The 13,899-nt window shown below is 58.7% G+C and carries 11 protein-coding genes and 1 pseudogene; 7 read left to right on the forward strand and 5 right to left on the reverse strand.

Going from position 1 to position 13,899, the window contains the following annotated elements; genetic code table 11:
- Window positions 1–172 precede the first annotated feature (172 nt).
- Complete coding sequence (locus ACOOHD_RS15475) at window positions 173–475, forward strand: hypothetical protein (RefSeq protein WP_420458784.1); 303 nt, start codon at window positions 173–175, stop codon at window positions 473–475.
- Here ACOOHD_RS15475 and ACOOHD_RS15480 read toward each other — a convergent pair whose 3' ends face one another.
- The 3 genes from ACOOHD_RS15480 to ACOOHD_RS15490 form a co-directional block, all read right to left on the reverse strand.
- Entirely contained in the window at window positions 476–1,186 is a 711-nt protein-coding gene (locus tag ACOOHD_RS15480; protein WP_420458785.1) for a response regulator transcription factor, read from the reverse strand.
- Entirely contained in the window at window positions 1,183–2,481 is a 1,299-nt protein-coding gene (locus ACOOHD_RS15485) for a sensor histidine kinase (protein ID WP_420458786.1), read from the reverse strand. Before ACOOHD_RS15485 ends, ACOOHD_RS15480 begins: the two co-directional genes overlap by 4 nt.
- An 83-nt stretch (window positions 2,482–2,564) precedes the next feature.
- Entirely contained in the window at window positions 2,565–3,458 is an 894-nt protein-coding gene (locus ACOOHD_RS15490) for a PmoA family protein (protein WP_420458787.1), read from the reverse strand.
- Window positions 3,459–3,517: 59 nt separating this feature from the next.
- Between ACOOHD_RS15490 and ACOOHD_RS15495 the strand changes: the two genes are divergently transcribed.
- The 6 genes from ACOOHD_RS15495 (at window position 3,518) to ACOOHD_RS15520 (ending at window position 8,502) form a co-directional block, all read left to right on the forward strand.
- Entirely contained in the window at window positions 3,518–3,871 is a 354-nt protein-coding gene (locus ACOOHD_RS15495; RefSeq protein ID WP_420458788.1) for a rhodanese-like domain-containing protein, read from the forward strand.
- A 29-nt stretch (window positions 3,872–3,900) separates the two neighbouring features.
- On the forward strand, window positions 3,901–4,251 hold the full coding sequence (locus ACOOHD_RS15500; protein WP_420458789.1) for a rhodanese-like domain-containing protein: 351 nt from the start codon (window positions 3,901–3,903) through the stop codon (window positions 4,249–4,251).
- Window positions 4,252–4,263: 12 nt separating this feature from the next.
- On the forward strand, window positions 4,264–4,785 hold the full coding sequence (locus ACOOHD_RS15505) for a DUF421 domain-containing protein (RefSeq protein ID WP_420458790.1): 522 nt from the start codon (window positions 4,264–4,266) through the stop codon (window positions 4,783–4,785).
- Window positions 4,786–4,803: 18 nt separating this feature from the next.
- Window positions 4,804–6,012 carry a hypothetical protein gene (locus tag ACOOHD_RS15510; RefSeq protein WP_420458791.1) on the forward strand — a complete coding sequence of 403 codons (1,209 nt, stop codon included), beginning with the start codon at window positions 4,804–4,806 and terminating at the stop codon, window positions 6,010–6,012.
- 186 nt (window positions 6,013–6,198) lie between these two features.
- Window positions 6,199–7,770, forward strand: a complete 1,572-nt coding sequence (gene dnaB, locus ACOOHD_RS15515) for a replicative DNA helicase (protein WP_420458792.1) — start codon at window positions 6,199–6,201, stop codon at window positions 7,768–7,770.
- A 183-nt stretch (window positions 7,771–7,953) separates the two neighbouring features.
- Window positions 7,954–8,502: a hypothetical protein gene (locus ACOOHD_RS15520; RefSeq protein WP_420458793.1), complete on the forward strand. Its 549-nt coding sequence runs from the start codon at window positions 7,954–7,956 to the stop codon at window positions 8,500–8,502.
- 13 nt (window positions 8,503–8,515) lie between these two features.
- Here the strand turns inward: ACOOHD_RS15520 and ACOOHD_RS15525 are convergent, their stop codons facing one another.
- On the reverse strand, window positions 8,516–11,038 hold the full coding sequence (locus tag ACOOHD_RS15525; protein ID WP_420461441.1) for a gliding motility-associated C-terminal domain-containing protein: 2,523 nt from the start codon (window positions 11,036–11,038) through the stop codon (window positions 8,516–8,518).
- A gap of 267 nt (window positions 11,039–11,305) precedes the next feature.
- Window positions 11,306–13,873 (reverse strand): annotated as a pseudogene (locus ACOOHD_RS15530) (SprB repeat-containing protein); the annotation flags it as partial.
- Between the last annotated feature and the right edge of the window lie 26 nt (window positions 13,874–13,899).

Raw genomic sequence — 13,899 nt, forward strand, 5'->3', positions numbered from 1 at the left:
GTATTAGCTAACGAGCGGCAGACTAGCCCTGCCGGTTCATAGTGGTATACAAAGGTACACTAGACTGAAACTAAGCTATATACGGACATATTGTACACGGTAGATTGCTTAAGACGGGTCCGCTGGCGTCACCCCACACAACCCAGGCCGGCGGGTGCTTGTTCGTGCACCTATGTACATCCTGCTCTTCACCATCATCGTGGTCCTGTTCCTGGCGATGCTCTTCGTCAACCTGTACTTCCGGGCCAAGGTGCTTAGCGCCTACCGCATCCTGGTGCAGTCGGAGGTGGACTTCACCGCCGCCCAGATCCTGAGCCGGCAGCGGATGGAGGAGGAGGTGGTGCCGGCCTATCCGCAGCAGGCCGCGGCCATTCGGGATTTCGGGAACTACCTGCGGCGCAGTATCCGCATGGCTACCGTACTGCTGCTGCTCATCACCTGTTTCGGGGCCCTACTGATGTGGTACCGCAATTGATCAGTCGGTATCGGCTACGGTAAGACTGAAGCCTACCCCGTGGATGTTTTCGATCTTGACGTGGGGGTCGCGGCGCAGGTACTTGCGTAGGCGGCTGATGAAGACGTCTAGGCTGCGGCCCAGGAAGTAATCGTTCGCACCCCAGATCCGCTCCAGAATGGTGCCCCGCTCCAGCACCGTATTGCGGTGGTCGTTCAGGAGGGTGAGTAGCTCGGCTTCGCGGCGGGTGAGGCGGCGGGGGCCGGACTCCTCGGGGTGGCTCAGGTACAGCTCGTGCACGTCGAAGCGGTAGGCACCCAACTGGCCGGGATCGAAGGCGGGCGTAGCGGGCCGCACCCGGTTGCGGCGCAGGAAGACCTCGATGCGCAGGATCAGCTCCTCGATGCTGAAGGGTTTGGTGATGTAGTCGTCGCCACCAAGGCGTAGGCCGTTTAGGCGGTCCTCCGCTAGGCTGCGGGCAGTGAGAAAGAGGATGGGAATGTCCCGGTCGCGCTGCCGCACCAGGCGGGCTAGCTCGAAGCCATCGGTGCCGGGTAGCATGACGTCCAGCAGGCAGAGATCGACGTCCAGGGGCTGGCCTACAATGCGGGCGGCGGCGGCACTTCCGTCGCTGAGGTGCTCGACGGCAAAACCGTGCAGTTCAAGGTTGTCACGGGTGACGAAGCCGAGGTCCGCATCGTCCTCCACGTAAAGGAGGTGGGCCTTGCTCATACGGCTACGGGTTCGGGGAGGGCGGTGAGGGGTAAGCGGAGGTGGAAGGTCGTGCCGCGGCCCGGGGTGCTATCTACGCGAATGTCCCAGCCGTGGGCCCGGCAGATCTGGTGCACGTAGTAGAGCCCCAGCCCGAAGCCCTTCACGTCGTGCACGTCTCCTGTAGGTACCCGGTAGAATTTTTCGAACACCCGCTCCCGGTGCTCGGGGGCGATGCCGGGCCCGTCGTCGCTGACAGCGAGGTGAAGGTGACGCTTAGCGACCCGGCCCACTACGGCGATGCGGGGGGGCGTGCCGCCGTACTTGATGGCGTTGTCGAGCAGGCTGTGTAGGATGTTGGCGAGGTGGAGGGGATCGGCGTACAGCGGCACGGGGCGGTCGGGCAGCTGCCAGGTGAGGTGGCCCTCGCGCTCCTCGGTGCGGGCCCGGGCACTGCTGAGCAGGGGAGGTAGGAGGTCCTGAAGGTCGATGCGCTCGCGCTGGAGGGTGAACTTGCCCTTCTCGATGCTAGCGATCTGTAGCACCTTTTCCACCTGCTCGTTGAGGCGGGCATACTGCTCGTGGATCAGCTGGGCGTAACGGGCCAGCCGTCCGTCTGCCGCCACATGGGGGTCACGGGCCAGCACCCCGGCGGCAATGCGGATGGTCGACAGCGGCGTTTTGAACTCGTGGGTCATGTTGTCGATGAACTCCTTCTGCATCGTAGCCAGCCGCCGCTGCCATAGAATCACCACTAGCGAGTACGCAAAAAAGGCCACCGTCAGAATCAGGATCAGGCTCAGGAATACCACCAACTGCATCTTCTGCCAGATGTAACCGATACGGGTGGGAAACTTGACGCCGAAGTAGTAGAGCAGCCCCTCGTCGGGGGGCAGGTAGCTGCTAGTCTGCGGATCGGTGGGTAGCTGCTCCGACTCGGCCGTGCAGTAGCCCCCGTAGGCCATCTCGTTGGTGGAGCAGTCGAAGATGGCGTACTCGAAGTCGATGTCTAGCCGCAGCCGTTGCAGTTCCTGCTGCATGAGGTACTCCAGGCGCTGGGCGTTAATCTCGCTCTCGGTATTGACGATGAAGTAGTTGCTGCTGCGCTGGCGCACGATGTCGCGCTTCGGCAGGTCGGCGTCGTTCTCGGCCGCCAACTGACGGGCCACGCCGTAGAGGGCCAACTGGGCCTTCTGACTGAACTCGGTGTCGTTGAGGTTCCAGGTGGTGGCTACCCAGTAGGTCTGCATGCCGATGATGCCTAGGATAGCCACGACCCCCAGGAAGACGACCCGCCGAATGATGCCGTTGCGCATGGTTGGTAAAGATGGTGGTCGTATCCGGAAAACGCACGGTTGGGGGAGTGGGTTAACAGCACGTTTGCATTCTGCCACCAGTACTAGCGGGGCGTGCCATCGAACACCTCAAACCGGTACCACTGCTCGTAAGTCCCCCCCGGCGGGATAAAAAAGCCCTCCTCCACCACCGGCGTCACCGAAAAGTACGGCATCTCAGGGTGTACGCGCACGAACTGTGGGGCCCGAAAATTAGCTGAGTCTGGGAACACGCGCAGCCCCACCGTACCCCCGTCCACCGCTCCGTACATCGCCAGCCAGGCGGGGCGGCTGTGGTTGGCCGCGAGGCGGGTGAGGCCCTCGTCGGTAAGGAAGGAGGCCTCCGCCCGGTAGTGGAGGCTATCCGCCCGGTTCCACTGCCGGTGGCCGCGTACGCCTAGCCCGCCGTAGATATGGCGCTCGAGAAAGAGGGTATCGTCGGTTACGTTGGTCTGTACACTGCGCAGGTCGAAGCGGTAGGGGGAGCGGTCGGCGTGCACCCGTAGGTGCCACTCTTCCTCCAGCACCACGCCGTCGGCAAGGCTGACGTGCTGTAGCCGGGTTCGGAAACCCGCTAGGCCATCGGTGGTATAGGTCTCGAGTAGCTCGGCGTGGCGTACGGTGGCCAGCTCCTCCTGCTGGTTCCAGAAGTCGAGCGGCCGGCCCCGGAAGTGCGTCTTGGTCCAGGCCGTAAAGATGCCGTGCTGGTGGGCGTGACCGGCGGGGAAGTCGTCCGTCACGACCTGGCCGCCGGGGCTGTACACGGGGTGGATGAATCCGCTACGGGCATAGTAAGGAGCCACGCCACCGGGCAGCCGCTCGGTGAGGTGATACGTCAGCACCGGCCGGCCGGCAATGGTGATGCGCAGGCTATCCGCAGTCTGCTCGATGCGGGGGGCGGCCACGGTGCGCCCGGGAGCCGGTGGGCCCCCGGCGCAGGCAAGAAACAATAGGGGCACGACCAACCTGACTAAGAGCATATCGTTATCTTTATTGAATCCACCAGCGCCCGAACCCAATGCAAGATACTGCCCCCACCTGCCCTATCCCCCGCTGGCAACTGCTGAAGCAGGAGCTGATCAACGTGGGCCCCGCGGAGTTCGACCGGCTCCGCGCCACCGCTGCCCCCGGCACCCTGCTCGACGTGCGCAGCGCCGCGGAATACGCCGGCTACCACCTGGAGGGCGCGCGTAACCTCAACTACCTAGGACCGGACTTCCTGGAACAGCTCGACGCCCTGGACCCCGCCCAGACCTACCTCGTGTACTGCCGTAGCGGCCGCCGCAGCGTGCGGGCCTGTACCCTGATGAAAAACGCCGGCATCACGCGCCTGGTCCACCTGGATGGCGGCATCAATGCCTACGGACAATGAAGATGCTATTGATAAGCTTACTGCTAGGAGTGTGCTTGGCCTGCGCCGACGACTCTGCACCTGCGAGCGCGCCCCCTACCCCCTACGACCTCACACAGGAAGAGTTCAAACAGCGGATGGACGAGCCCGACGTGGTGATCCTGGACGTACGCACCCCTGCCGAAACCAGCCTGGGCATGATCGAGGGGGCCGAGGAGATTGACTTCAAGGCCGGAGATTTTGCCGACCGAGTAGACTCCCTGGACCGCGACAAGACCTACCTCGTGTACTGCCGCAGTGGCAACCGGAGCGGAAAGGCCTGCGCACTGATGGATGAGCTGGGCTTTCGCGAGGTACACAACCTGGAGGGGGGTTATATGGGTTGGACGGAGGAACGCTAAGTACACTGCATTATGGAAGACTGGCTGACGGCCCCCTGGGGGACGGTGCTGGAGACGGCCGCTACCGTATTTATCATCTACTCCATCATCGTGCTCTTCGTGCGCCTGGCGGGGCTGCGCACCTTTGCCAAGATGTCGAGCTTCGACTTCGCCTCTACGGTGGCCATGGGCTCGATCCTGGCCACCGTGGTGATGAACAGCGATACCTCCATTCTGAAGGGGGCGGTGGCCCTGGCGGCCATTATGTTGTTCCAGCAGATCTTTGCGGGGCTGAAGCTGCGCGTACCGGCCATTGAGGACCTGACGCAGAATAGCCCCACCCTGCTTATGGACGGCACCGAGTTCCTGCACGACAACATGCGCCGTACCGGGGTAAACCGCTCCGATATCGTCGCCAAACTGCGGGAGGCCAACGTCATCGAGCTCAGTGAGGTGAAGGCTGTGGTGCTGGAGACGACCGGCGACATCTCGGTGCTGCACGGTACCTCCGACAAGGTATTGGACGGCATCATCATGGAGGGCGTCGTACGCTAGGACGCTACCTTCGCCGCCATGGCTGCGTACTACATTAGGGAAAATACCGACTGGGAGGAATGGCATAGCGTGCTCGACGTGGTGTATGCCGGCAACCCACAGTATGTCTACCCCCTGCGTAGCGACATCGAAGGTATCCTGAGTGAGAAAAACGCGGCCTACACCGGCGATAACCTGAAGCGCTGGGTGGTGATCGCCGGGCAGCGGGCCGTGGGTAGGATCGCCGCCTTCGTAGACGTGGAGCGCAATAAGGAGCTCACCCTACCGGCGGGGGGCATGGGCTTCTTCGAGACCATCGCGAATGAGGGGGTAGCCGATCTCCTGTTGGAAACGGCGGAGGCATGGTTGCGGGGCCGCGGGATGCAGTGTGTGGACGGGCCGATCAACTTCGGCGAACGTGACAAGTTCTGGGGCCTGCTGGTGCGAGGCTGGTATAGGCCTATTTATCAGGAAACGTATAACCCGCCGTACTACCAGGAAATGCTAGAACGCCGGGGCTACCGGCCGCACGAGCAGTGCCTGACGATGCGGGGCGTGGTGGCCGAATTCCCCGGTGAGCGACTCGGCAAGCTGGCCGCACGGGTGCGGGAACGCTACGGGCTCTACACGCGGCAGATCGACGCCGGCAACCTGCAACAGGGAGCCGATGACTTTGCCGAGGCCTACAATGCGGCCTTCAGTCACTGGCCGTACTTCCGTCCGCTGACCGGGGCCGACATCTACCCCACCTTTCAGCAGATGAAGCCCATCATGGACCCCCACCTCACCTGCCTGGCCTACAACCGGGAGGGCCGGCCGATCGGACTGGCGGGCCTGATCCCGGACATCAACTGCTTCCTCGGCGGCACGAACGGCAAGCTGAACTGGCTGGGCCTACCGAAATTTCTCTACCGCCTCAAGTTTCAGCGCCGGCCACGTAACTGCAAGGGCATCGCCTTTGGCATCGCGCAGGATTACCAGCGGCAGGGCGTATACCCCCTCATGGTCGATGCGATGTTTCAGAGTGGCAATCGCCATACGAGCCGCACCTACCGCTATGTGGACATGGCCACCATCCGCGGCCACAACAAACTCATGGTCGATACCTGCCGGCAGATGAATACGGAGATCCACCGGGTGCACCTGGCCTACCGTAAGGCGCTGGTGACGGGGGTAGAGTGGGAGCCTTTTGCTATGCTGGATGTTAGTGGGGTGGGGATGGGGGAACCACAGCGTCACACAAAGTAGGGCACAGAGTTTCACAAAGTTTTCCTGCATAACTCCGTGAAAATCTGTGCCTCCCTTTGTGATACTCTGTGGTTAAATACTTACGCCGCCAGGCGCCTCCCGCACAAAGTTTTCCACAAAACAAACCCCTTCTCCACATCATTTTCCACAACAATTTGTTTCAAAAACCCCTATCTTTGGCACCTGATGGCAAAGGACAAACAAGACCGCCGTGCCTACAACGGCAGCGGCTCGAACAGCACCGTAGCGGCGTACACCAACCGCAGCCGCCTGGAGGAGGCGAACCTGCCCTCCTACAGTAAGCTACCGCCCCAGGCGCCGGACCTGGAGGAGGCCATCCTGTCGGCCATCCTCATCGAGCGGGAGGCGATGACGAAGGTGCTGGACATCATCCGGCCGGAGTCCTTCTATAAGCCCGCCCACCAGGAGATCTACCGCAGTATGCGGCGGCTGTTCGAGCGCTCGCAGCCCATTGACTTGCTGCTGGTGGTGGAGGACCTACGCAAGAACGAGATGCTGGAGATGGTAGGCGGAGCCGGCTACCTGGCGCAGCTCACCAGCCGGGTGACGAGCTCGGCCAACATCGAGTATCACGCGCGGATCGTGACGGAGAAGTTCATCCAGCGCGAGCTTATCCGTACCAGCTCGGAGGTGATCAAGGAGGCCTACGAGGACTCCACCGACGTGCTCGACCTGCTGGACAAGGCCGGCAGCCACCTCTTCAAGATCACGGAAGACAATATGGGCAAGCAGGTGGCCGACATGGGCAGCCTGGCCAATCAGCTCATGGAACAGCTGGAGCAGTTGCGCTCCCGCGAGGGCGGTCTGACCGGCGTAGCCACCGGCTTCACCGACCTCGACCGGCTGACCTCCGGGTTGCAAAAATCGGACCTCATCATCGTGGCCGCCCGCCCGGCCATGGGTAAGACTAGTTTCGTGCTTTCGATGGCCCGCAACGCGGCGCTCGGAGCTAAGGCCGATAAGCCTACGCCGGTGGCCATCTTCAGTCTGGAGATGAGTGCCGCCCAGCTGGCCGGCCGCATTTTCAGTCAGGACGCCGAGGTCAACGGACAGAAGATGCGCAACGGCAAGTTCACCGAGGAGGAGTGGGTGCGCCTGGTCAACGCCATGAACCACGTGGGCGAGGCCCCCATCTACATCGACGATACGCCGGGCATCAACGTCTTCGAGCTGCGCGCCAAGTGCCGCCGCCTGAAGCTCGAAAAGAAAATTGGCATGGTCATCATCGATTACCTACAGCTCATGTCCGGCGCCGGCGAGGGCACCAAGGGGGGCAACCGGGAGCAGGAGGTATCGGCGATCAGTCGCTCGCTGAAGGGGCTGGCGAAGGAATTGGAGGTGCCGGTGATTGCGCTTTCGCAGCTTTCGCGGGCGGTGGAGACGCGGGGGGGGGATAAGCGGCCGCAGTTGAGTGACTTGCGGGAGTCGGGTTCCATCGAGCAGGACGCCGACATGGTCATGTTCCTCTACCGCCCCGAGTACTACAAAATCACCGAAGATGAGCAGGGCAATAGCCTGGCCGGCGTTGCCGAGGTGATCGTTGGAAAGAACCGCCACGGCGAGGCCCGCGACATCCGCCTGCGCTTCGATAGCGACTTCGCCCGCTTCAGTGATTTGGAAGACCTCGACTTCGACCTGCTGCCCTCCGGGGCCATCACCGGTGGGCAGCCGCAGCAGCCCTACGGCGGCGGTACCCTGCCGAGTAAGATGAATACGGATGATGATATTCCGTTCTAGGTAACCCCATTCCGCTTGACGGCAGCGGGGCCCTGGCCCGCCTGCGGCGTGCTACAGACCCCGCTGCGAAGGGCTCCCCTTCCAGGGAAGGCCTAGACCGTAATCCGTGTCCCTGGAAGGGGCACCCTACCGCAGCAAGGGGTACTAGCCCCTGGCTGCTACCGCCGCCGTATCTTCCCCACTATGGAAACCTACTTCACCGAGTTCACCAACTACCTCGCCCAACTGCCCGAGGAGATCGCCCTGTGGCTTGGCATCCTTGGCCTGGTGGTTTTCACCCTGGCCCTGTGCATCGGCTGGTTGATCGGTCGGCGAAGGGTGGTGCGGATACGCAAGCAGATCGAGGGCCTACGACTGGAGAAGGAAAACTTACAGAAGCGCCTCCAAACCAACGAGGAAGAACAGAAAAAACTAGCCCACGAGCTCGTCGACCTCACCACCGAGAAGGACGACCTCCTCATACGCCTACAAACCACCCAGTCCCGCAACAGCGAGCTCAACCACCGGCTCACCGAGGCCCGCACCACCAACGAGCAACTACAGGCCACCAACCAGAGCTACGCCACCACCATCGAGGACCTCAACAACCAGGTCATCGGCCTCAAGACCCGCAATGAGCAGTTCCTCCACCAGGGCGATACGGGGGGCGGGGCCGCCGGTCCAACCTCACTCGAACTAGCCGAGCGCGTCGCCCGCCTCGAACGGAAGTTGGACGCGCTGATCAGCACCTAAGCGCCGGTCTACCTTACCGTACCACCGCAATATCGCCCCGGTACAGGAGCGTCACTCCATCGATGAACAGTACCTCTACGGTGTAGACATAGACCCCAGGGTCCACTTCCCGCCCCTCTGGTGTCCGGCCGTCCCACAGGAGGGTACCATCTAGACAGCTGGATGGGATGTTCTCCCGCTCAAAGAGCAGCCCCCCCCAACGATTGAAGATGTTCACCTTGGTGATGCCGACTACGCCGGTACAAGCGTAGATGCGGAAGTCGTCGTTACGGCCGTCCATATTCGGACTGAAAACATTAGGGATGAAGATGTTGCGGTTAGCATCGATTTCCACGAAGATGTCGTCGATGGCCTGGCAGCCGTTCTCGTCGGTCACCGTCAGGGTGTATTCGACACTCTGCGTGGGGACGACCAGGAAGGGATCGCGAATGCTATCGTTGGAGAGGAAGGGCGCGGGGGGTTCGAAGCGCGGAGCCGTCCAGCGGTAGCGGTAGTCACGGCCGCCGGGACTGATAAGCGGATTGAGCTGGGTCGAGCTATCACCAAGCTCGACGAGGAGCCGGTTCGGTAGGTCGATCACAATCTCGTCCGGCTGCTGAATCTGGAAAGTCTGCTCGCTGGAGCAACCCACCGAGTCGAACACCGCGATCACCACGCTATCGCCGAAGCCCAGCCCCACCTGATCGAAGGGCGTCAGGAAGCCGTCGTTGTTGATGGTGAAACTATAGTCCAGTAGGTCAGTGCCCTGCCCCCCGAAGGCGGTATCGAGGGTGATCTCGGCCGGGTCGTTGAAGCAAAGTGGGTCGGCGATCGTATCGACCGTAAAGGTGATCGGGTCCGGCTCGAAGATGGTGTAACTGAGGCTATCTTGACAGCCTACCTCATCAGTCACGGTGACGCCGTAGGTGCCGGGAGCGAGGTCTGTGGCGGTCTGTTCATTACTGCTCGCTACGGCCGGTGACCAGTTGTAGGGACTATCCCCAAGCGGGTTGTTGTTGGTGCTGACAACCTGTACGGCCAGTACCCCGTCCTCATCGCCGAAGCAGGTCACGCGGGGCGTGGTCACGAAGGGATCGATGGCTAGGATCAGGGAGTCTGGCTGATTGATGACGAAGGAAAAGGTATCGGCCTGGCAGCCGTTGGCGTCGGTTACGAGTAGCTGGTACAGGCCGGCCCCGACGTCCTCCAGGCGATTGGTCGTTTCCGGGCGGTCGACGTAGCTGAAGGTGTAGCCGGGGGTGCCGCCGGTGACTGTGATCTCGGCTGCGCCGGTCGTGTCACCGTTACAGGTGGCATCGGTGATGATGGGCTCAAAAGCGAATTCGTCTGGACTACCGATGATGGTATCGAATACCTGCGGGCATACGCCGTCGGTGACGGTGACCGAGATGGGGCCACGGGCCAGGCCACTCAAACTGCTACTAGTTTCGCCCCGGATAGTATCACCCGTAGACCAGAAAAAGTCGAAGGTACCGATGCTGTCGTTCGTGAAGCGGGGCGCGAAGGTGATACGGCCATCTGCCGTAGTATCGCTGGGGCAGCTGACATTCTCCACGACGGTAAACTCACCGACGATACCATCGGGGTCCTCAACCTCGAAGGAGGTCTCGAAGGCCGGCTGGCAGTTGTTGGCGTCGCTGATGGTAACGCTGTAGGTGCCGGCGCTGAGTCCCGTACGGGTAGCTACGGTGATGGGGCTGTCAAGGTCCGACCAGCTGTAGTTGTAACTGCCGTCGGGATTAGGGGTGCCTCCGACGGCAAAGAGCTCGATGCTGCCATCCGTATCACCCAAACAGGTAGGATCATCAATCGCTACGGAGTCGAGCGACACCAGGCCGGGACTATCTACAAAACCGGGGAAGGGCCACACGCAGTCATTGGAAAGCGTGACCTCGAGTAGATAAGCCCCTACGGTAAGATTAGGCTCAGTAGTACGTCCCACCGCTACCTGCTCTCCCTTTGAATTATCCTCATTCAGGCGGAACCAGGCGTAATCGGTGATCGTGATGGAGTCGCCGGGTGGCGGGCTTACGATGGCACTTAATTGTCCGTCCGTATTACCCGGACAGGAAATCTGGTCAATCAGAGCGTTAACCACCTGGGGCTGCGGCGGCGGTAGGATCTCGAAGGCCAGCGTGTCCGGCCCGCAATCATTGGCATCGTTGATCACGGCAAAGTAGAAGGGGCTGGGTTGTAGATTATCTAAGAAGTTCGTGTCTACCAGCAGACTGTCGAAAGTCTCTAGGCTATCGACCGGATCTGGCAGGCTATCATTGTAGATTTGGTAGGTGTATGGTCCCGTTCCTCCGGAGACGATGAGGGTCGCTGTACCCAGCGAGTCTTCCGGGCATATTTGTTGAGTAGTCGCTACCTTTTCCAGCACCAGTTCAGCTGGCTCAATCACCTCGATGGTGTCGCGACTTTCGCACAAATCCTGGTCGCGTAATAGAACGATATAGGTGGCAGGTGCAAGGTCTCCAAATACGTATGGCTCTGATCCTCCTGATTCGATAACAGCAAAATCTTCTAGAATCATATTATCTACACTTAGCAAGCTAGTTTCATAAGGAAGAACAGGCTGTGCGGTGCCTTCAGATGTCGCGGTCACAGAAATGCTGCCGTCAACATTACCAAAACAACTTACTCGAGTTGGAACTGCATCTGGTATCAGGATTTTATCCGCACTGACCGAGAACTCAGTGTTTGCTGTACAACCATTAGCATCAGTTACTGTAGCAGTGTATGCACCGGGCAGCAAATCGGTTCTTGTGATTTGGCTGCTGCTAGTAACCTCCCCGTCAGACCATGCTATAGTATATTCTCCGTTTTCATCTACTGTTCCACCACTGACTGTGATAGTGACAGAGCCGTCGTCAACTCCACTACAAGTCGCGTTATCAATAGTCCTTGAACTATTACTAATTATAAGGCGGTTAGGGGCGGTGAGAGGTTCAGAATCTTCAGTGGAACAACCAGTTGCGGTATTTGTGGCGATCACCGAGTAGCTGTCGGGTCCCAAATTTGCGACAGTACCTGTAGTACTGCCATTGCTCCAGGCAAAAGTGTACCCTTCACTACTAACAGGATTACTGCCATCCAGTATAACTGCACGTAATGATCCATTTGTGTCATCGAAACACTGAATGGGTTGCACCACCTCAATCCGGACTGATATATTTGGCTGAATTATTTCTGCGCTACGTTCTTTTTTAGCACCAGTATTGTCGGTCACAGTGATTTGGTACTCGCCCCCTGGAAGGTTTCCTAAAAGGACCGCTTCGCCATCAGTTGCGCCGGTTTCAGAGCCAGTAACAGGGGGGGTTGCTGGACTAGTACGCAAGTAGTCAATTTCATAAGGTGCAGACCCCCCTCTTGGGGTGATTGTTAAACTTCCATCCGAATCACCACTACAGATAACGTCCGTAGCACTTACAGTGAAATCGATCTCTGCACTAGGTTGCTGCTGGACAGTGCAAACATCAGTGACGTTTATCTCACCCGTGAAACTACAACTAACTTCATCGCTTACCGACACCGTATACGTGCCCTCTTCAGCAAACGAATAGTTAACCACATCTCCGTGACGATAGCCGTTTGCGCTAGGTGCTAAAGCATCTACTTGTGCACCAGTCGCGTCGGTAACCGTGATGGTGTAGCTACCTCCGCGCTGAAGCTCACTTTTTCCTCCGGTGACGGTGAAACTATCGGAGCAGCTACCCGATGAAAGGTCAGCGTCGATTGGATTGAGGTACCCAATGGTGATTTGGGACTCGATAGCGACGTCTATGCAGTTGCCATGTTCGTACTCGATGACCCCAACAGCATTTCTAACAGCTGAATCAATTGTAATGGGAACAAATGTGAGAAAGACTGGCTGCGGGTTATCGGGAGTTCCGTTGAACGTTTGGGTAGCGTAGGGAGCTTCGACGTGCTCTATACGGTAGTCGTAATTACCAGCAAAGTAGCCAGCTGGGAACAAGACATCTAGTCCTTCCTGAAATGGGAATGGTACGGTAAAGTTGCATGTGTCGGCTAACAAGTCATCCCTAGTTTCACCCGCTACGGTAGGCCTACAGCCAAACACATGATAGGCTATCCCCGCAGATTCCAGGCTGCTAGGAAGAATTTCGCTTCCCTCACTAAAATCGATAGTAAACTCATCTCCTAAACACAGGAAAACAGTGTCGTTTAGGTTATCGAAGGAGCTAAAGTCCACCGTTCCCCCTGCTGGTACATTTCCTAAACTAGAGCTCTGAATATTTACATTGGTGAGTCGACCGATGGTGCCGGCGTCAGCCCCACAATCTTCTGGTTGCGCTACGGCCTGGCATGCAGCCTCAGTATGCGTGACCTCACCACTGAATCCACACCCAATTCCATCAGTAACTTCGATTCGGTAGGTGCCCGGTTGGGTGACGTCGTAGTTCACCACATCGTTATGACCGTACTTGCGACTTTGCCGGTCTAGGGTAGCAATTCCACCGCTCCCGCCCATGGGGATGATAGAAACCGTCAATTCATCGGTGCCACGGAATTCGCTTATACCTCCTCGGATATTGAAGCTTCCCGAGCAGTCTGATGAACCTACCACCTCATTCTCGATACTGATCTCGTTGAGCCATCCAATAGCTGTGACTTGATCTGTACGCTGGTTGTTGCACTGAAAGGTACTGTCTGCCTCAAAGACAAAGACGCTGTCAAGACCCCCAAAGCCGTCATCTCGAATGTTTATTGCATCAACAGTAATAGGGGTAACAAAGAGTACTTTAGGCCCAGGTCGACCATCAGGACCGGGGAAAAATTCCATTAATGTTTCCTCCGAGTAATTCTCGACTAGCAAGTCGTAATCTTTTTCCCCATAGTCGACTGGACTGAACAAAACTAAACTGTCTTGACCAAAGGGGCTACGACCAGTTGGGACTAAGCAGTTATCACTTAAGAAAGCTTCGCGCGTCTCACCGGTTTGGGAGGGAGGACAGTCATAGATCGTGTAGGCAATACCGGGAGGGGTATTGGGATCAGGATCGCTGCTTTCAGGAAGTCTGACTGAGTTCTCATCCAGATTCAGCGTGAACTGATCGCCCCGGCACAGAAAGATGGTATCCCGGTTACTTGCACTATACGGAATGTAGGGCAAAGAACCTCCCCGTGTAGGAGGATTTAGACTTGTGCTGTTCATTTTGACGTTGGTGAACTGAGAAATCTCACCAGCGTCATCATCACATACTAAGGCAGCTTTATCAAAGCCTGTTTTAGATGGTTTCACTATCTCTGTGGATTTGAAAAGCCCCTGAGCCCCCAACCCCCCAAAGCCCAAAACCCCCAACAAAACCAGTACCAGTCCCCGAATCAAGGTAGTGTAAGCGTGCATAGATGTGTCATTCGATAGCAGAAAGC

This window comes from Neolewinella sp. (genome assembly GCF_965214665.1).
Lineage (GTDB): Bacteria > Bacteroidota > Bacteroidia > Chitinophagales > Saprospiraceae > Neolewinella.